The sequence below is a fragment of the Paenibacillus sp. SZ31 genome (genome assembly GCF_012912005.1).
In the GTDB taxonomy this organism is placed as follows: Bacteria; Bacillota; Bacilli; order Paenibacillales; family Paenibacillaceae; genus Paenibacillus.
In genome coordinates this window covers 622327-642762 of record NZ_JABBEA010000001.1, presented here as the reverse complement: position 1 = coordinate 642762, position 20436 = coordinate 622327, and the positions used below count along the sequence as shown (strand labels likewise).

The following is a 20436-nucleotide window of genomic DNA, read 5'->3' as shown; positions in this document are numbered from 1 at the left end:
GGAGGATATTATCGATGAATAACGAGCAGTTACTAGACCTGGTAAAACAGATGACGTTGGAGGAAAAAACAGCTCAGCTTCTTCAGTTGACTGCCAACTTTTATGAAGGAACGAATGTTGAAGGTCAGATCACAGGACCTATGGAAGAGATGGGAATCACGGAGCAGTCCGTGGATGCCAGTGGCTCCATCCTGGGGTTGTCCGGTGCGCAGGCCATCATTGATGTGCAACAAGCTTATATGAAGAAGAGTCGTCTGGGCATTCCGCTCTTGTTCATGGCTGATGTAGTACATGGATTCAAAACCATCTTCCCGATTCCGCTGGCGATCGGTTGCTCATGGGATACCGAACTTGCTGAGAAAAGTGCTGAAATTGCAGCACGGGAATCGGCTGTATCCGGTTTGCATGTAACCTTTGCACCGATGGTGGATCTGGTTCGTGACCCGCGCTGGGGTCGTGTGATGGAGACGACAGGAGAAGATCCTTATCTGAACAGCTTGTTCGCGGCTGCATTTGTAAGAGGATATCAAGGAGATAGCTTGAAAGAGGAGCCTGATCGCCTTGCAGCTTGTGTCAAACACTTTGCGGCGTATGGAGCGGCTGAAGGTGGTCGGGATTACAATACGGTGGACATGTCCGAGCGTAACCTGCGTGAGTACTATTTGCCAGCGTACAAAGCAGCGTTGGATGCAGGTGTGGAAATGGTCATGACTTCGTTCAATACGGTTGACGGTATTCCGGCAAGTGGCAATGAGAAGTTAATGCGTGGCATTTTGCGTGAAGAGTGGGGCTTTGATGGCGTATTGATCTCGGATTGGGCTTCCATTCGCGAGATGATTGCACACGGCGCTGCGGAAGATGACCGTGAAGCGGCGTATCGTGCCATTCGTGCAGGGGTAGATATGGAGATGATGACACCTTGTTACGTTCATCATTTGCCTGAGTTGATTGAGAGCGGTGAAGTAGAAGAGGAGCTCATTGATGAAGCCGTTCTGCGAATTTTGCAACTGAAAGAAAAGCTGGGATTGTTCGACAATCCGCTACGTGCAGCCGATCCGGAACGTGAGCGCGAGATTGTGTTCTCCAAAGAGCACCGTCAGGTGTCGTATGAACTGGCAACCAAATCAGCTGTCCTCTTGAAGAATGATGGCAATGTACTTCCACTTCAACCGGAAGCTAATGTAGCCCTCATGGGGCCTTTTGCACAGAGTCCTGACATTCTGGGTTGGTGGTCCTGTGAAGGGGTCAAGGAAGATGCACTTAAGCTGGGAACAGCTCTGCAAGAGCGCCTGACGGGTGGGAAAGTTCAATTTGCCCAAGGTAGTGATGTTCATACGATTACAGCTGAGCAGATTGCCGAAGCCCTGGAAGTGGCAAGCAAAGCAGATCTGATTGTTCTCGCTCTGGGTGAAGACTCCGAGATGAGCGGAGAAGGTGGCTCACGCACGGATATCCGTCTGCCAGCGGCCCAATTGGAATTGGTCAAACAGCTCAAAGCAGCCGGCAAACCGATTGCCACCGTTATGTTCAACGGCCGTCCATTAGATTTGCATGGTGTCATCGATGAATCGGATGCCCTTCTTGAAGCCTGGTTCCCGGGTAGTGAAGGCGGAGCAGCGATTGCAGATGTTCTTACAGGTGTAGTGAATCCATCGGGCCGTCTGACGATGTCCTTCCCGCAGTCTGTAGGTCAGATTCCGGTCTATTACAACCATTTCAATACAGGCCGTCCTCTGAACCCGGAGAAGACGGAAGAACGTTATGTTTCCAAATACATTGATAGCCCGAATGAACCGTTGCTACCGTTCGGTTATGGTCTCTCTTACACTTCCTTCACTTATGGTGATCTTGAAGTCTCAAGTAATGAGTTGACTGCTGATGAGTCCCTAAGCATCCAGGTACGTGTATCAAACACGGGTGAGCGTGCAGGCGTGGAGACGGTTCAGTTGTATGTTCGTGATGTAACGGGTGAAGTGGTTCGTCCGATGCGTGAGTTAAAAGGATATGTGAAACTTGCACTTGCGCCAGGCGAGAGTGGTACAGCCACGTTTACATTAAATGAAGAACAGCTTCGTTATCACCATTCGGACTTAAGTCATCGCAGTGATCGAGGCGAGTTCCATATTCTTGTAGGTGCAAACAGTCGGGATACCCAGAAGAAATCATTCAGACTCGTTTAATCCGGGAAATGGAAAGAGTAATGTGTCAGGCCTTTCGCTATGGAAGGCCTGATAAACATAACAGGGGAGCGAAGAATGTGGTCAGTATCAAGGATATCGCCAAACAGGCGGGAGTTTCCATCTCCACCGTGTCATATGCGCTGAATGGCAGCAACAAAGTGACCGATGAGACGAGTTCCAAAATTTTGGCCATTGCCAAAGAGCTGAACTATGTTCCCAATGCCGCTGCAAGAACACTGAAGAAAAGGGAATCCAAAATTCTGGGTGTATTCTTGACCGATTTTAGCGGAGATGTATATGGAGATTTGCTGAGTGGCATGAAAGCCGTATGTAATGCTCAAGGTTATGACCTGATCGTCTGCAGCGGCAAACAATCCCATCGTATGCTTCCAGAACGGATGATTGATGGTGCGATCATTTTGGATCATACGTTTGCGAGTGAGGAACTGATGCAGTATGCCGATCGAGGGCACAAAATCGTTGTACTGGACCGGGAGATGGATCATCCCAACATTAATCAGGTTCTGCTGGATAACAAAGCCGGGGCGACACTTGCCATGGAGCATCTGATTGAACAGGGACATAAGAAAATCTATGTGGTGACTGGACCGGAAGGTTCGTTTGACTCTGTGCAACGTTTAAAGGCTGTAAGACAGGTTGCGGAACGTGAAGCCGATGTGGAATGGATTGAGATCACGGGGGATTTTGAGAAGAGTGGTGGAGAACGAGCCGCAGATCAGATTGTACAGGTATATGACGGACCTGCAGCGGTATTCTGCCTCAATGATGAGATGGCTATTGGTCTATGTGATCGTCTGGCAGACAGTGTGCTTGGCATTGGTCAGGAGATTGATGTCATTGGATTCGACAATATTGAACTGAGCAAATACGTGCAGCCGAGATTGGCAAGCATTGATTATTCCAAACGCAAGTGGGGATCGCTCGCTGCTGAACAATTAATTAAGATTATTGCTGGAGAACCCGTCGACCACGAACGAATTTACGTGACATTGGTTGAAGGTGGGTCGGTGAGTGGACCCAATCAGTCTGAATCTGTGATATCCATGCGGAATGACAGGGCGGTTAGCTATTGATCCCGAATACAGCAAGAGACAAGGCTTAGAAGAATTGCATCATTCTTTTAAGCCTTGTCTCTTGCTATTTCGAGGATGAAGTATTAAAGCATTAAAAAAGCCTCTCCGGAGAGAGGCTTAGCCTTTACAGACCTTTTGTTTTGTCATTGTTGTAGGATGAAGTGAGAATGCCTGCAATGAAGAGAGTCAATACGACTGCAATAATCCAGAATGTCAGTGAAAACGACATACCCTTCGCACCTCCTGCACAAGCTCATTTTCTTCTATTATACCCATTATAGGTAGAAAAGAAATGCTTCACCCTATTATTTGTAAAATAAAAAGTGTGTGGGCACCGGTCTGAGGCTGCCATCTGAAGGGTTATTCACAACCCGATTATTCAGTATAAGCGAGGAAGATCCACCGCCATCCAGATTATAGGCGTCGATGACCCCAAGCTTGTACAACCGACCTTGCAACTCTTCAAGGGTAGCACCGGAACTTCCACCCTCATTATATCCGTCAACCACAATGATTAATAACTGATCGTCTTTATAATTGCCAATGACTGTCCGTGGAGCTCGTTTGGGTGATACCTTCCATTTGGCGGGAATCGCGGTTTTGCGCCCGTTCTGTAGTAGCACCGGGACAAACGTAGCTCCAAATTGCGGTTGTAGGCGATCCAGGGAGTTTTTATCGAAGAACTTGCCTCCGACCAGCTTGCCGGTATCGTTAAGTCCTACAAAGAACAGATCTTTGAAGCTGGCCTGAAAACCATTCACGTATTTTCCGTCCATGACGGTTGTGCTGAGCGGATAACGTTTGCCACCACTGTCAGCAAATCCGCCTGCGTTGATCCCGGCAATTGCACCGTTACGTTTCACAGCCTGCATGGTTGTCTCAGATCGTCCAGGTTCGCTGTCCAGAGCCATCTGCATGGCTGTGGGATCTTTTAGCTTGATCTTCATGGCATAGCCCTTATAGCTGCCAGGATTCACTCTGTACATTTCAATCGTCAATCGGTCACTGTCTACCCGTTCAAATGGAACGCCCAGCTTGGATGAAATACGCTTGTTATAAATGGTTTCTGGGCGATCTGCCTGGGCAGTAGCCTTCTGTACAAGTGTAGACATCGTACTTGTTGTTTTATTATAGAGCTGCGTCGTTCTTTTAATAGAAGAAGAAGTCTGGACAGCAGCGTCTTTTGCCCCCGCAAGTTCTTGGCTAATTGCTTGGGTCCGGGGTGTGATGGTGTCCTCTGACAGTTCGGTAGGAAGCAAACCTCCGGGTTCAAGTGGAGGACGAAGCAGCAGCAAGCATACTATTAATCCAACAAAAGGAGCGAGTGCAAGCATAAAAAAACGATTAACCTGTTTGACGGGTGTAATCATTTGAGCAGGTCCATCTTTTTCTGGAGTGTCTCCAGTTGTTTTTTGACTTCGCTCAGCTGGGTATACAGTTTGTTGCTGTTATCCGTTTTGTCACTTGCATTATCCTTGGTAAAAGTCAGCAATTCATTGAAGGATTGCACTTGCCCTTGCAGGTCTGCGACTTCCTTCGATATCGTTGTTAGCTGCTTTTCGTAGTCGGTTTTTAGCGCTGCAATCTGCTGCTGATTATGGGCCTGAAGCTGGTTAATCATCTGTTGCTGGAGATGGTTACTATAATAGTAGGTTCCAACGACTCCTAGTGCAATGAGAACAATCCACATTACCAGAAACAGCTTGATTGAAGATCCGGCCTTGCCTTTGGCGCTCCGGGTGTGATGGATGTCAGAGGGCGGGGCAGATGGTTTCATATCATCACTCCTGGTCATTTATAGGTACAAAAATTTTTCCAGTCCTCATTCTATCATGCCCCTATTGATTACGCAAAAATGAAATTCTTTACTTAATAGAGTAAAAAGAGATTGCATCGGAAGGAAGTCCTAGGATACAATTTCTTATAGATGCAATAAGTAGGAACTTTGGGCAGGTTTTTCGACTTTTTTAGATAGAAATGCAGGAAATTTATACTATATTTTGACCTTTCCGGGCATGGAAAGATGAACGTCATGGTGTTTTTATGACAAAATACAGTGGAAATAGAGCTTTTTTAGCAACTTTACCCTGTATTTTTCCGTTTTTCGACATAATCCGACCTATGCTTCTTCTATACTCGGACTGTCGCATAGACAATGGAATCATCATGGCAGAAGGTAGAAGTTATTTGTCCAATACATAACAGGGGGAACAACAATGAAAAAAGTATGGCAGGTGGTCATCGTAGATATCCACCCCACCAGCATGCTCGGTACAAAATTGATTTTGGAAGAGCAGCAGGATCTGACGGTACGTGGCATGACTTCGACCGGAACAGAAGGGCTCGAGCTGGTGAACATTCACCAGCCTGATCTGATTCTCATGGATTATCGTCTTCCGGAGGGTCAGGCAGATCAATATATTGCCCAGATGAAGAATCTGTCGGCACATAGTCACATCATCATTTTGACGGATGAAGACAATGTGAAGCTGTTTCGTCATCTGATGAGTCTTGGTGCAAGCGGCATGCTATCGAAACAGGCTTCCCCTAGCCAGCTGATTCATCTGATCTCGGGGTTACGTGAGGGACATGTATCCATTCCATTATCGTGGTTAAACAGTGCGGAGTGGGCGCAACCTGTGGAGTCTCCAACCGAAGAACGTGTCATTGAATTAACGGAAACTGAAACTTTTATCATGGAAAGAATTGTTCAGGGTGTAACCTATGATAAAATAGCGAGTGAGATCAACGTTAGCAGGCGCTCGATTGATAATTATCTGCGTAAAATATACGTGAAGCTGGAAGTAAGCAGCAGAGCACAGGCCATTGAACGTTATGCCTTGCATGCAAGGCAGGCGAAGACGGTATCCTGACGAACCCGTTTAGTTCTTCCCATCCTCATAACAGGTCAGGTGTGCATCCGGTCATATTCGATGGCGAGCAGGAATAGGTTGTAGGGCTGCGGACTGCGAGTTCAGTTTCGATAGGGATGAAAGGGGATCGGATCGATGAAATATTTCTTTGCTTCTCGTACCAACAGGCTTTTGTCATCACCGCTGAGGGATATACGTGAGATGTCTGGCAGGGATTATTTCATTTCTCTGGCAGAAGAATTGCCTGCGGAGGAGTTGTTTCCTTTCAAATTGCTGGAAGAAGCAGCGGTGTCTGTCTTTAGTTCAGGCCCCTCCGCATTGCAATATGGAGAGCCAGCAGGCTACACACCCTTGAGAGAGTGGTTGAACAAAGACTGGAATGCACGCAAAGGCATACGAACGGTACCCGAGCAGATTCTGTTGACCACTGGTACCCAGCAGGCCATCGATCTGGTGATGCGTCTATTGCTTGAGCCAGGGGATTCCGTATTGGTTGAACATCCTACATCTCCAGGCTGTCTTGAGGTTCTGGAGATGCAAGGCGCCAAGATAGTGCCCGTGATGGGTGATCGGGACGGGATACTGCCAGATCTTTTGGAGCAGCACATGCAGCAGGTGAGACCGAAGCTGCTTTTTGCTGCACCCAGCTTCTCGAATCCGACCGGTGCGCTGTGGAGTATGGAGCGGCGGGAGGCTGTCCTTGAGCTGTGTTCGCGCTATGGTGTGCTGCTTGTGGAAGATGATTCTTATGGAGAGCTTCATTTCGACGGCCTTGAGCCAGCGGACTTTTATCGTAAATATCCTTCACTCTTTGCACTGGATACTGCCGACCAGGGTGGACATGTTCTCTACATCGGTTCGTTTAGCAAAACGGTAGCGCCCGCTCTTCGGACCGGATGGGCTGCTGGACATCCTGCGCTGATTCAGGCCATGGCCTCAGTTAAACGGATCGCAGATGGTCAGTCCAGTCCGATGAATCAGCGGCTGTTGTATCAACTGCTGGCTCATTCCCCTTTTCGATGGAGTGATCACCTGTCCATGCTGAACCGGGAGTATAAGACAAGGCTCAAACTGATGCTTGAACTGTTGAAGAGACCGGGCTGGAAAGGATGTCAGTACAACATCCCTGAGGGCGGTATGTATCTGTGGGTACAGTTGCCGGAAGGATTGGATAGTGGTGCCCTGCTCAAGGCGGCTCTGCCCAAAGGTGTATCTTTTCTTCCAGGATCGCTATGCTCCACAGGTGTACAGGATCAACGTTACATTCGATTGAACTTTAGCCATCCGGGACGTGATGAATTGCTGCTCGGCATGAACCTGATCAGTGAAGCCATATCCGAATTTACGGCTCGCAGCTGAGTCGAATCGAAAATAGATTGTAGCAAATTGCAAATTGGTTCATGAACATCGTGATTACGTTATTGCATCCACTAACATTTTTATATATAATATGAATTAATGAGTTGTTGGTTTCTTTATATAAGCTGCAATTGTGGCGAGTTCAGGAAAAGCGCTCATATATTTTATCTAACGGGGGAAAATTCAACATGTCTAATATTTTATTCGTAAAAGCAAATGACCGTCCTGCAGATCAAGCAGTCAGCGTTAAATTGTACGATGCATTCTTGAGCGCATACAAAGAGTCCCACCCAGGTGACACAGTTACTGAGTTGGATCTCTACAATACAGAATTCCCATTCTACGGTAACACTGCAATCACTGGTACTTACAAAGCAGCTAACGGTTTTGAACTGACAGCTGACGAGCAAAAAGCAGCTTCACTTGCAGCACAATTGCAAGATCAATTCCTTGCAGCTGACAAAGTTGTATTTGCATTCCCACTGTGGAACTTCACTGTTCCAGCTCCATTGGTAAACTACATTGCTTACCTGAGCCAAGCTGGTAAAACATTCAAATACACTGCTGAGGGTCCTGTAGGACTTGCTGGCGACAAAAAAGTAGCTTTGCTTAACGCACGTGGTGGCGTATATTCCGAAGGCCCAATGGCAGCTGCTGAAATGTCCCTGAACTTCCTGAAAACAGTTCTCGGCTTGTGGGGCATTCAAAGCCCAGAAGTAGTTATCGTTGAAGGACATAACGCTTCTGCAGATCGTGCTGAAGAAATCGTTACTGCAGGTCTGAAATTGGCTTCCGAAGTAGCAGCAAGCTTCTAATAGCATTCTTCTATATAGAACATACAAAAACACCTGTAGTCTCCACTGGAGATTACAGGTGTTTTTGCGTTCTCATTTTTTCGCATCCTTTACGTCAGATGATTCCGAATTAGATATGGCCTGTATTTTTCAAGTACTGCTCCGCTGCTTCAGCAATGTGTGAAAGGTCGTCCTGGTTGTCAGCAGATCCCGTATACGTTACATCAAGTTCATTAATGGTTCGTTCAATCATATTATTATCCTCAAGCATGTGTGCATGCTCGGTTAACGCCTGTACTCCCTTGATCGTCAGAATATACTTTCCGCGGGAGAGGCGTTCAAACCAGCCATAATAATTTTTTTGCAGAATCGCCGCGGCAGAACCTACACCGGTCTGTCTGGCAAGGTTGGCGGGAGAGGCTTCTCCGTTCGTCCGTAGAGCGGATGCGACGCGTAAGGCCTTCTCACGATATGCGGTGACCAACTGTCTGCGTGTGCTGCCTCCCGTATTGTAGTCTCCGCTGCGTTCGTCGAATTCCTTGAGCAAGCGTTTCCGCCGGACACCGCTTTTGCGGGCAACTTGATTGTGACTAGTGAGAACCGTCTGGGCAGATGGTTCGCACAGTACATCAATCAGGGGAGCTTTGGTTTTGTAAAATGTGACAGTCAGCAACCCCAGGCCGAGTTGTCTGCATAGTGCGGTCAGTTCGCTCCAGCGTTGGTTCACGGCTCCGCGTTTGCTACGGTTGCGCTCGACGGCCAGATACACGAACGGGCTAAGCTTCAAGCGCTGCATGCCCTGCAACAACAGGGAGAGGTTGAATGTTTTTTTCATTTCCACAATTAGTGGTTCGTCCTGGTCCGATCTAACCCCTACGAGGTCACAATGTCTGACTTCGGCCTTGACGTCGAAGCCACGCTGCTCGAAGAAAGCCTTCACAGGCGAATATAATTCGGTTTCGTATTGTACTGCCATCGTCCGTGCTCCTTTCCTGAAGTGGCCTACCTCTGGCCATGTGTTGTCCGGTTTCCTGAATTTAGAACCCTCATTATATCATATTCGTTCTTTTTTTTCTGAGGGCACAAGATGTCTGATAGAACAGGGAAAAGCCAAAATTCGAAACGGTTGATTGAAAAAAAGAGGTCAACTTATCCGAATTGCCGCATAGGTATGTAATACACTTTTCACAACAAAACAAGACGTTTGGACAGAGGGTGGCGGGACTAAACAGGACCGCAAGATTGGTATTCAAGCAGGAGCCGCAATTCTATTGATTTCTTCATACCATTCGGAATGGTTGACAATCACACTAAAGGAGCCATGGGAGGTACCAAGCATGAATATTTTTGAACGCGTTGCGGAACATCGGGCAGAGAGTGACCGTTTGACATGGAACGGAACATTTGAAGATTATATTGCGCTGTTGAGAGAGGACCCGACTCCGGCAATGACGGCTCACGCCAGAGTGTATGAGATGATTGAATCGTTTGGCGTGGAAGAAGTAGGTGGGCATAAGCGGTACAAGTTTTTTGAGCAGGAGATCTTCGGACTGGATCGATCGATTGAAAAGCTGGTCGAAGAATACTTTCACTCGGCAGCACGCCGTCTGGATGTACGTAAACGGATCTTGCTCCTGATGGGTCCCGTAAGCGGAGGTAAATCAACGCTGGTGACGCTGCTGAAGCGGGGGCTTGAGCAATTCTCGCGCACAGAGAAAGGTGCCATATACGCCATTGATGGATGCCCAATGCATGAGGAACCGCTGCATCTGATTCCACTGGAGCTTCGTCCTGAAGTGGAGAAGGAAATTGGAGTCCGCATTGAGGGTAACCTTTGCCCATCCTGCCAGATGAGACTCCGTACCGAATATGGTGGTGATATCAGCAAGGTACCGGTGGAACGGGTCCTTGTTTCCGAAGATAATCGGGTGGGGATAGGAACGTTCAGTCCATCTGATCCGAAATCACAGGATATTGCCGACCTGACCGGTAGTATCGACTTTTCCACCATTACGGAGTTTGGTTCCGAGTCCGATCCACGTGCCTATCGTTTTGATGGAGAGTTGAACAAGGCAAACCGTGGGCTGATGGAGTTCCAGGAGATGTTGAAATGTGATGAGAAATTCCTGTGGAATCTCTTGTCACTCACGCAAGAAGGTAATTTCAAAGCAGGACGCTTCGCCCTAATCAGTGCGGATGAGATGATTGTGGCGCATACGAATGAATCGGAGTATAAGTCATTTATCTCCAACAAGAAGAATGAGGCGCTGCAATCCCGGATGATTGTCATGCCGATTCCGTACAATCTGAAGGTGTCCGAGGAAGAGAAAATCTATGCCAAGCTGATTCAGCAAAGTGACATGAAGCATGTTCATGTTGCACCGCATGCACTGCGGACTGCAGCCATTTTTTCCATACTTACCCGCTTGAAGGAAACAAAGAAACAGGGCATGGATCTCGTGAAAAAAATGCGGATGTATGATGGTGAAGAAGTGGAAGGGTACAAAGAAGCCGATCTGCGCGAGATGCAAAATGAGTATCTGGATGAAGGCATGTCTGGCATTGACCCACGGTATGTCATCAACCGGATATCCAGTGCTTTGATCAAGCAAAATCTTCAGTGCATTAACGCGCTGGACATTCTGCGAGCCATCAAGGACGGTCTGGACCAGCATGCTTCGATTACGAAGGAAGAGCGAGAGCGTTATCTGAACTTTATCGCTCTTGCACGCAAGGAGTACGATGAACTGGCTAAGAAGGAAGTACAAAAAGCATTTGTGTACTCGTTCGAGGAGTCGGCTAGAACGTTGTTCGAGAATTATCTCGATAACATTGAAGCATTCTGCAACTGGTCCAAGATTCGTGATCCGCTCACGGATGAAGAGATGGACCCGGATGAGCGTCTGATGCGTTCCATTGAAGAGCAGATCGGGATCTCCGAAAATGCGAAGAAAGCGTTCAGGGAAGAGATTCTGATCCGAATCTCGGCATACTCCCGCAAGGAGCGCAAGTTCGAATATAGCAGCCATGATCGTCTGCGTGAAGCCATTGAGAAGAAGTTGTTTACTGACCTGAAAGACATCGTCAAGATCACAACTTCAACCAAAACACCGGATGCAACCCAATTGAAACGTATGAATGAAGTGATTAAACGGTTAATTGAGGAACATGGATATACCGCAGCCAGTGCGAATGAACTGCTACGTTATGTGGGCAGTCTGCTTAATCGCTAATCGGCAAAGAACCATTCCGGATCAGGCTCCTGATGCCTGCTGTGAGGCTCCTTCACAGCAGGGTCAGGGCCTTTTTAGTTCGATGAGGGTCTTATCAATCTAAAAAGCTGACAAATAAGGTTAATTTTAAAGAGAATTAGTTCTAATGGTATATGTATATTTAGGTATTTTAGTCTATAATCGATACATATATTTACAATTTAAAGTAATATCGTGTTTATTAAGGAGCTGACTGAACCAGATATGAGCAGTATTTCCGCAACAAGACAGAAGCAACTTGATTATATGGGATTAACCGCAGGGGATCTAACTCTGCTTGCCGATCATCGGCCTGTTTTTAAAAAAGTCGTTAATGAAGTGGTCGATCATTTCTACAATCATGTGGGGAACTATCCTGAATTGGTAGATCTGATCGCCCGATTCTCTACGATTGATCGTCTAAAAGAAACACAGAAGATGTACTGGTTATCGATGACGGACGGGATCGTTGATGACGCATATATTGAGCAACGGATTGCGATTGGACTTGTGCATTCCCGGATTGGTCTGTCCGAAGATTATTATCTGGGCACCTACATGGTCTATCTAGATATTGCAACGAGCATATTCCAACAGGTTATCCCTGATTCCTGGCATCTTGTCATCCAGGCGCTTAGCAAAATGTTCAATCTGGATTCACAGCTTGTCCTTGAGGCCTATGAGAAGAAAGAAAAAGAAAAGTTACACCAGCTTGCCGATGATCAACAACATACATTGCAGGCAATCACGCAGATCACTCAAGAGCTTACAGGCATGATTAGTGAATTAAATGAAAATGCCTTGGCGATCTCGAGTGTAGCGAAAGAAACAGCGGCTTCTCAGGATCAGGCTCAAGTTCTGCTCACCGAATTAACAGGGGAGATCAATCAGATTGGAAAAATGGGTGAACTCATTCGCGAGATATCGGATCAGAGTCATCTTGTCGGTCTGAATGCAGCGATAGAAGCTGCTCATGCAGGAGAGTTTGGACGAGGCTTCGAAGTGGTCGCCAGTGAGGTGCGCAAGCTTGCAGCCAGTTCCCGGGATGCCCAGGGTAAAATTCAGTCTAATCTGGAGCAGATCATGAAGAAACTGAACAGTGTGCAGCAAGAGTCGGATCATACGTCCCGTGGTGCACGTAGCCAAGCTTCACGCTCGGCTGAACTCGCTGTATTTGCTACAACTATGGAGAAACTGTCTCTGGATTTGAAGAAACTGGAACAGCAGGAATAGACGTTAAAACCATTAGGAAGCTTCCATACCGTTTCAGGCTGTTTTAAGCTATAATGGGTAGACAAACCTGCCGATGTTATAGAAAATGCAGCCGGAGACAGGGGATTTGAAAGAGGTTGAGGTGATCAGATGGCTTCTATCCATGATGTGGCCAAGGAAGCGGGAGTATCTGTTGCAACCGTTTCCAAAGTGATAAACGATTATCCGGATGTAAGTGAAAAAACGCGCAAAAAAGTCAATATAGCCATCGAATTATTGAAATATCAACCCAATGTGGTCGCACGTGGACTTGTCAAGCGCCGTTCATGGACGGTAGGTGTACTGTTAACGGTTCCGTTTACGAACCCTTTTGTGTCGGAGTTGCTGGAAGGGATCAAGACTGCGCTGGAGAATAGTGGATATGATCTTGTCCGGTTGTCTACTCGATTCGATGACCCGACATACTCGTTCATCAAACATTGCCGCAGTCGCAATGTGGATGGCGTTGTAGTATTCGGGGAAGGCAGAGAAAACGCGAGTATTCAGGAACTGGTGGATGCAGAGATTCCGACGATGTTTGTTGATACAGACATGTTAGGCAAGCGTGCCGGTTACATTACAACGGATAACGCGAACGGGATCTCGATGAGTGTCAAACATCTGCATGAGCTTGGGCATCGCAAGATTGCCTATATCTCAGGGACACTTGGACCTGCCGTAGCCAATCTGCGGTTGGAAGGATATCGGGAAGGGCTGCGAGAATGCGGCATTCCGTATTCTACGGTATACCTGGAGATTTGCGATTATTCATTCGACGGCGGGAGCAAGGCCGCCCGGCGATTGCTGGCACTTCAGGATCAGCCAACGGGGATTGTCTGTGCTTCGGATATGTCTGCCTTTGGTGCAATTCATGAAATTGAAAAGCATGGACTGCGTGTACCGGAAGATATCTCGGTTGTTGGATTCGACAACACGTATTATGCTGAGGTGTTCAAACCAGGGCTGACCACGGTGAATCAGAATATCTATTCCATTGGCATTAAGTCCATCGAATATCTGATTGCCATGATCGAGAATCCGGCTTATTCTCCTCCTGTTGTTACGGAACCCTCCAATCTGGTTATCCGTCAGACAACAGCGCCAGTCAATGAATCATAGTTCGGAACAAACAAGAGCACAGCCATAGGCTGTGCTTTTTTATCGTGTCGTCTTGTTATGATGATAGATCGTTCATTAATTTTCACCGCTGGATAGAAGGTTAACAACATTCTAACGGGATTTATATTTTCACTTATTATGTGTATTGACAATAAAAGGTATAATAACATAAATTTATTTGTAACCGCTTACTTAATATTGAAAAAGTAAGTATGAGTGGCATAAGTCATACTCACTCGTAAAGGTTGATGACCATGCATTAGGTGTCCCTGATGCCATCCGTGCAACAATGAAGATTGTTGCCAGCGTAATGATCAATAGAGTGTATCCATGTATGCAGTACATTGTTGTGAAAGGTCCGACGCTTGGCAGAATCATAGGATGTTGACATGAACCTACGAGGAGGAGATGGAATGCGCGGAAAATGGTTAAGGTTATGCATGGCAGCTGTGATGCTTCTCAGTTTGTTACCTGGTATCGGTACAGAAGGGTCACGTGTGAAGGCTGCAGCAGCTGGGGATGCGTTACTGGCTCACTCGTATGAGGATGGTACGACCCAAGGGTGGATGGCGAGAGGCGGAGTAACTGTCGCGGCTACCGGGGATCAGGCATATGAAGGGGCATATTCACTTCAGACCACGGGACGAACAGCGGCATGGAATGGACCTGCATTATCTCTGACAGGTGTAGTAGAGAAAGGTGCAGTAATTGAGATCTCCGGATATGTGAAGCTGGTCGCAGGTTCCGTACCTGCCAATCTGAAATTTACGGTGGAACGTCGGGATGGCAACCAGCCTGCGCAGTACGATCAAGTGAATGCAGCTCAGCAAGTAACGGATCAGGAGTGGGTTAAACTGCAAGGGCAGTACAGTTTCCAGCAAGGAACGGACCTGTTGTTGTATCTGGAGAGTGCCGATCCGACCAGTGCATATCTGCTGGATGCGTTCAACGTACGTCTGGTGACACCTGCACCGGAAAATCCGGGCGAGCCTGGTGAACCTGGTGCACAGCTGTTTACGGCTGATTTTGAAGACGGTAACCTTGGCAATTGGCGTTCACGGGGCAGTGAGCATCTGGAGGTGGTAACCGGAATCGGTCATAACAGCACACACAGCCTAAAAACCTCATCTCGGACTGAGACGTTCCACGGACCGCTGATTGAGGTGCTGGATCATCTGCAAAAGGGAAGTACCGTTCATGTGTCGTTCTGGGCGATGTATGATGAAGGACCTGCGAGTCAGGTTATTAACGGTTCATTGGAAAAGGAATATAACGATGACTCCGCAAGCCGTGAATATGCTTCGTTTGCTTCTACGACGCTGAACAAAGGCGAGTGGAAGAAAATTGAGGCAGACATCGTCGTTCCGGGAGAAAACAGCGGAATAACCGGATTAAGGGTGTATGCCGAGACTCCATGGAAGCAGTCAGAGCAGGTTACCCCGGCTGACACCATTCCTTTCTACATTGATGATGTATCAATTACAGCTGCGGAGCAGATTGAAATTGAGGAAGATATTCCGAATCTGGCAAGTACGCTTGCAACATCCTATGCACTGGGAGCGGCGATTGACTTATCTGCACTGGATGAACAAGATCCACACTCCCAGTTGTTAACGAAACACTTTAACAGTATTACCGCAGGTAACTTTATGAAGATGGATGCCATGCAACCGCGTGAGGGGCAGTTTGTCTGGTCCGAGGCGGATCGTCTGGTGAACTTTGCTGAAGCAAACAACATGCAGGTGAGAGGACATACGTTGTTGTGGCACAGCCAGGTGCCAGAATGGTTCTTTACCCATCCCGATGATGCATCTCAGCCTGCCACGCGAGAACAGTTGCTTCTTCGGATGAAGACGCATATTCAGACGATTATGAATCGGTACCAAGGGCAAGTACACACATGGGATGTCGTCAATGAAGTCATCTCGGACGGAGGCGGACTGCGCAATGAGGCGAGCGGCTCCAAGTGGAGAGACATCATTGGGGATGTGGACGGTGACGGGGATGACAGTGATTATATTGAGCTGGCTTTCCGTTATGCGCGTGAGGCCGATCCCGATGCTGTGCTGGTCATCAATGATTACGGGCTGGAGGGTAGTGCAAGCAAGCTGAATGACATGGTGGAACTTGTTGAGAAGCTGCTAGCCAAAGGAACACCTATTGATGCCGTTGGTTTTCAGATGCATGTATCCATGTATGGGCCGGACGTGCAACAGATTCGAGAAGCTTTTAACAGGGTAGCTGCGCTTGGTGTCAACATTCAGGTGACGGAACTGGACGTTTCCATCTATTCAGGGTCTTCGGAACAGGAGAAAGCTGTAACGAAGGAGTTAATGCTAGAGCAGGCTTACCGTTACCGGGAGTTGTTCGACTTGTTCCACGAATTCGATGAACGAGGTGTACTGGATAGTGTGACCGTGTGGGGACTTGCTGATGATGGTACATGGCTTGATAATCACCCGGTGAAGGGGCGTAAAGATGCACCATTGCTGTTTGATCGAAAATTGAAAGCGAAACCGGCTTATTGGGCATTGGTGGACGCGTCCGCGCTTCCGGTATATCGCAATGAATGGACAGCGCCTAAAGCTAGTCCTTCTCTCCCGGATCGCAAAGGGCAGGAAGATATGCTTTGGGGAGCTGTAAGAGGGCTAAATATTCATCATCTGGCAGATGGTACATCCGGGGTTACCGGTGAGGCGAGAGTACTATGGGATGCCAAAAAGGTGAATTTAAGAGTGGAAGTAAAGGATACCACACGTCGCAAAGGTGATCAGGTTCAGGTTTTCCTTGCGGAAGAAACGCAGGGTACGGTCGCTGCATCTTCTGGAGATATTTTATCTGCCCAGAAGAAAAATCCGCCGCCTGCAAATGGTCAGTGTACGTTCAAACGAGAGGGCGGTAAAGGCAAGGATAAAAATGTGTACAGCGTAGAGGAGACAAAAACGGGTTATGTTGTATACGCAGCAGTGCCTTTGTCAGGCGCTTTATTAACAGAAGGGCAGGTACTATCCCTTGATTTTCGAATTATGGATGAATATGCTGCTGGAAAGACAGCTACGATCGTATGGAACGATATTTCTAATCAGCAGCCGAATATACCTGCCAATTGGGGCAAATTGAAGCTGGGCTCTGCACTGAAACACGCGAAGGTTACTTATGGCACGCCGGTTATAGATGGTCAGAAGGATCGGATCTGGAAAAAAGCAACATCGATCACCACAGATGTATGGGCACTTGGGGATTCAGGGGCAACGGCAACAGCACAGCTGCTATGGGATGAACAGTATGTATATGTACTGGCAGACGTGAAAGATCCTTTGCGGAGCAAATTAAGCACCAATGCACATGAGCAGGATTCGATCGAGATTTTTATCGACCCGAGCAAAGATCAGACATCATACTACCAGGAGGATGACGCCCAGTACCGGGTTAACTTTGATAATGAGAGTTCTTTTGGAGGAAATGCACGGAAAGAAAGCTTCCAATCAGCCACCCGATTAACAAGTGGGGGATATATAGTTGAGGTGGCGATCCCACTGGATAGCGTTCTGGCTGAAGGGAAAAGATGGATTGGATTCGATCTTCAGGTGAATGATGATGGCGCCGGGGATGGCAAGCGAAGCAGTGTCTCCATCTGGAGTGATGCATCAGGTAATTCTTATCAAGATACTTCCGGTTTTGGCAGTTTGCTACTGACACGCAAATAGGATAATCAGATCTGGATTTGAATACGAAAATGTCAGCTATTAAACATCCGTATTTCTGGAAAAAAGTGTTGATTTTCAAGGCTAGGACGTTTAGACTATATACATTCATATTAAACGGGTTCCGATGTATGACACCGGCTTGAACTAAGTCTGTGTTCACAAGTCAAATGATGCGGAGGGAGTGCCTGTCATCCAGACAGCGCACTCGCTTCTTTTTTACATTTTTGCATACATATGAGGCATTTCCCGGTTGAAAGGACAGAGCGAGTGGATCACCTACATGGTACGTACAACTTAGAACTTGTTATTTTATCCTATATTATTGCATCGCTAGCTTCGTACGCAGCGCTTGACCTTGCAGGCCGTGTCAGTCAGGCTAGCGGGGTGGCGCGGAATGTATGGCTCACCTGCGGTGCAGTCTCCATGGGTCTGGGAATCTGGTCCATGCATTTCGTGGGTATGCTGGCATTTGTTCTGCCTACGCAAGTTTCCTATTCCACCGGTAAGGTTGTTTTATCTGTTCTACTCGCTATTGTCGCATCAGGGGTGGCCTTGAACATTGCGGGTAGACAATCGGGCAAGATAAGAAAGCTTATGATTGCTGGCGTACTTATGACTGCAGGGATCAGTTCGATGCATTATGTGGGCATGTCAGCCATGTCGACCCCTGTTACGTATGAACCAGGCAGAGTGGTGTTATCCATTCTAATTGCAGCCATTGCTTCATTCGCGGCATTATGGCTTATGTTTTTCTTCCGTTATCGTCAATCCAGCCATACCTGGGTTTACAAGATGGGTAGCGGTCTTATTATGGGTGTGGGGATCTCCGGAATGCACTATACCGGGATGTCAGCCGCACAGTTCCATCATTCACATGGCGCAGTGGTTAGTTCAGGAATGCAGATTGAGCCAGGTATTCTCGCCTATTTGATTGCATCGGGCACGTTTATTGCACTGGGCTTGACGTTGTTTGGCATATTTATCAATCAGCGAATGTCTCAGAAAGATCGGCGGATTCATGAGAATGAGCAGTGGTATCAGGCCTTGTATCATAACCATTCGGATGCCATTATCTCAGTGGACAAGGAAGGCATTGTCAAAGGGATAAATGCTGCTGTAACGACGATCACCGGATATCCTGAAAAAGAGGTTATGGATCGTTCCATTGACGAGATTGCTCAGCGGATCGATATAGAGTGGATCAGTGAATTTGATTCCATCGACTGGGATGATAATCGTCTGGAGCAGGTGCACTATATGGCCAAAATGAGGGACGTACAGGGTGAACTTTTGGACCTTAGTATTGTTGTAGTTCCTGTTGTCATTGATGGTAAACATGTGGGAAGCCACATTCTAATCAAGGACATTACGGAGGAGAAGCAGGCTCAGGAGAGCATCCGTCACCAGGCTTTGCATGATCCACTGACAGGGCTGCCCAATCGGCGTAAGTTGGATGATATGCTGGCGGGTACGATTCAAGCTTCTGAAGAAAAAGGAAATTCTTTTGCTGTTATGGTAATGGATATAGACCGTTTCAAAATGATTAATGACTCCCTCGGACACTCCGTCGGGGACGTATTTCTAAGAGAAGTCAGCAACCGAATTATAGCAGCGATAGAAGCCTCCGATCCAAAAGCTATGAAAAATGTCATGTTGGCCCGTATGGGCGGTGATGAATTCACACTGGTGGTGACCCATGATCAAGCGACTGAGGTTCGGGTGGCCGAACTCGCGAAACAGATTGTAGAAGCCATTCAGTTACCTTACCGATTGAAGGAAAATGACTTTTACGTGACAGCCAGCATCGGGATTGCGATGTATCCGCACCATGGAGTGGGAGCAGATTCTTTGCTGAAACATGCGGACTCCGCCATGTATGAAGTGAAGAAGAATGGCAAGAACGGTTTTCAGTTCTATACCGCCCAACTGGATTCGGAACTCTATGAACGTATTGAGCTGGAAGGTTACTTGCGTAAAGCGTTGGAGCGCGATGAGATGGTCCTGTATTATCAACCGCAGATTCGTACCGAGGATAGCCGCATGATTGGTGTGGAGGCTCTTATTCGTTGGAATCATCCACTCAAAGGTCTGCTCGCACCTAATGTATTCATCCCGCTTGCTGAAGAGACAGGTATGATCTATGAGATTGGTAACTGGACGCTACGGGAAGCATGCAGGCAGATGAAGCTCTGGCATGCCAGTGGTGGGCCGCTCATTCCGGTATCGGTTAACTTGTCCAGCCAGCAGTTCCATCAATCCAATTTGGTAGAACAGGTCAAGAATGCACTCCATGAGACAGGGCTGGATGCACGATATCTGGAGCTGGAGATTACAGAGAGCATGATGATGGATGCAACAGTATCCACGGCGATCCTGAACGAACTGACAGCACTGGGTGTCAAGATCAGTCTGGATGATTTCGGTACGGGATACAGCTCACTGAGTTATCTGAAGCATTTCCCGATTCATAAGCTCAAGATTGATCGTTCATTCGTGACAGACATTACGGAAAATCGGAGCGATCAGGCGATTGTGGCAACCATTATTTCGATGGCTCAAAATCTCCAGATGGAAGTGATTGCCGAAGGCATTGAGACGAAAGGGCAGTTGGATATTCTGATGCAGAATGACTGCCGCGAGATTCAGGGGTATTATTTCAGTCGTCCACTGCCGGCAAGTGAAGTGGAGCATGACTTTTTTGTACCGCTGCGGTTGCAGGGCAATGGTACACCACCGGTACAATCCTAATCCTATAAATGCCAAGCGGCAAGTCCCCGTGTGTGTCGGGAACTTGCCGCTTTTTGTTTA

At 47.5% G+C, this 20436-nt stretch carries 13 protein-coding genes; 10 read left to right on the top strand and 3 right to left on the bottom strand.

What is annotated here, in order from left to right:
- Positions 1–14 precede the first annotated feature (14 nt).
- Both bglX and HF638_RS02915 read left to right on the top strand, forming a co-directional pair.
- Positions 15–2180, top strand: a complete 2166-nt coding sequence (gene bglX, locus HF638_RS02920) for a beta-glucosidase BglX (RefSeq protein WP_169478776.1) — start codon at positions 15–17, stop codon at positions 2178–2180.
- A gap of 77 nt (positions 2181–2257) precedes the next feature.
- Positions 2258–3274, top strand: a complete 1017-nt coding sequence (locus HF638_RS02915) for a substrate-binding domain-containing protein (RefSeq protein ID WP_169478775.1) — start codon at positions 2258–2260, stop codon at positions 3272–3274.
- 305 nt (positions 3275–3579) lie between these two features.
- Here the strand turns inward: HF638_RS02915 and HF638_RS02910 are convergent, their stop codons facing one another.
- Both HF638_RS02910 and HF638_RS02905 read right to left on the bottom strand, forming a co-directional pair.
- A complete protein-coding gene (locus HF638_RS02910; RefSeq protein ID WP_169478774.1) occupies positions 3580–4644 on the bottom strand; it encodes a phosphodiester glycosidase family protein in 1065 nt (354 codons plus the stop codon).
- The gene (locus HF638_RS02905) at positions 4641–5051 is read right to left on the bottom strand and encodes a uroporphyrinogen-III C-methyltransferase (RefSeq protein WP_062833490.1); all 411 of its coding nucleotides are present in this window, start codon (positions 5049–5051) and stop codon (positions 4641–4643) included. Before HF638_RS02905 ends, HF638_RS02910 begins: the two co-directional genes overlap by 4 nt.
- 439 nt (positions 5052–5490) lie before the next feature.
- On the opposite strand from HF638_RS02905, the gene HF638_RS02900 reads away from it, so the two are divergent.
- The 3 genes from HF638_RS02900 (at position 5491) to HF638_RS02890 (ending at position 8321) form a co-directional block, all read left to right on the top strand.
- A complete protein-coding gene (locus HF638_RS02900) occupies positions 5491–6147 on the top strand; it encodes a response regulator transcription factor (protein ID WP_169478773.1) in 657 nt (218 codons plus the stop codon).
- Between the two features lie 135 nt (positions 6148–6282).
- Positions 6283–7506: an aminotransferase-like domain-containing protein gene (locus tag HF638_RS02895; RefSeq protein WP_169478772.1), complete on the top strand. Its 1224-nt coding sequence runs from the start codon at positions 6283–6285 to the stop codon at positions 7504–7506.
- Between the two features lie 188 nt (positions 7507–7694).
- A complete protein-coding gene (locus tag HF638_RS02890) occupies positions 7695–8321 on the top strand; it encodes an FMN-dependent NADH-azoreductase (RefSeq protein ID WP_169478771.1) in 627 nt (208 codons plus the stop codon).
- Positions 8322–8430: 109 nt separating this feature from the next.
- Here the strand turns inward: HF638_RS02890 and HF638_RS02885 are convergent, their stop codons facing one another.
- Positions 8431–9276 (bottom strand): DUF2161 domain-containing phosphodiesterase, encoded by an 846-nt coding sequence (locus HF638_RS02885; RefSeq protein WP_169478770.1) that lies wholly within the window; start codon positions 9274–9276, stop codon positions 8431–8433.
- A 361-nt stretch (positions 9277–9637) separates the two neighbouring features.
- On the opposite strand from HF638_RS02885, the gene HF638_RS02880 reads away from it, so the two are divergent.
- The 5 genes from HF638_RS02880 to HF638_RS02860 all read left to right on the top strand — a co-directional run bounded on the left by HF638_RS02880 (position 9638) and on the right by HF638_RS02860 (position 20376).
- The gene (locus HF638_RS02880; RefSeq protein ID WP_169478769.1) at positions 9638–11533 is read left to right on the top strand and encodes a PrkA family serine protein kinase; all 1896 of its coding nucleotides are present in this window, start codon (positions 9638–9640) and stop codon (positions 11531–11533) included.
- A gap of 243 nt (positions 11534–11776) precedes the next feature.
- Complete coding sequence (locus tag HF638_RS02875) at positions 11777–12784, top strand: globin-coupled sensor protein (protein ID WP_169478768.1); 1008 nt, start codon at positions 11777–11779, stop codon at positions 12782–12784.
- Positions 12785–12913: 129 nt separating this feature from the next.
- Positions 12914–13921: a LacI family DNA-binding transcriptional regulator gene (locus HF638_RS02870; RefSeq protein WP_169478767.1), complete on the top strand. Its 1008-nt coding sequence runs from the start codon at positions 12914–12916 to the stop codon at positions 13919–13921.
- Positions 13922–14334: 413 nt separating this feature from the next.
- Complete coding sequence (locus tag HF638_RS02865; RefSeq protein ID WP_169478766.1) at positions 14335–17628, top strand: endo-1,4-beta-xylanase; 3294 nt, start codon at positions 14335–14337, stop codon at positions 17626–17628.
- 267 nt (positions 17629–17895) lie between these two features.
- The gene (locus HF638_RS02860) at positions 17896–20376 is read left to right on the top strand and encodes an EAL domain-containing protein (protein ID WP_169478765.1); all 2481 of its coding nucleotides are present in this window, start codon (positions 17896–17898) and stop codon (positions 20374–20376) included.
- Positions 20377–20436 lie beyond the last annotated feature (60 nt).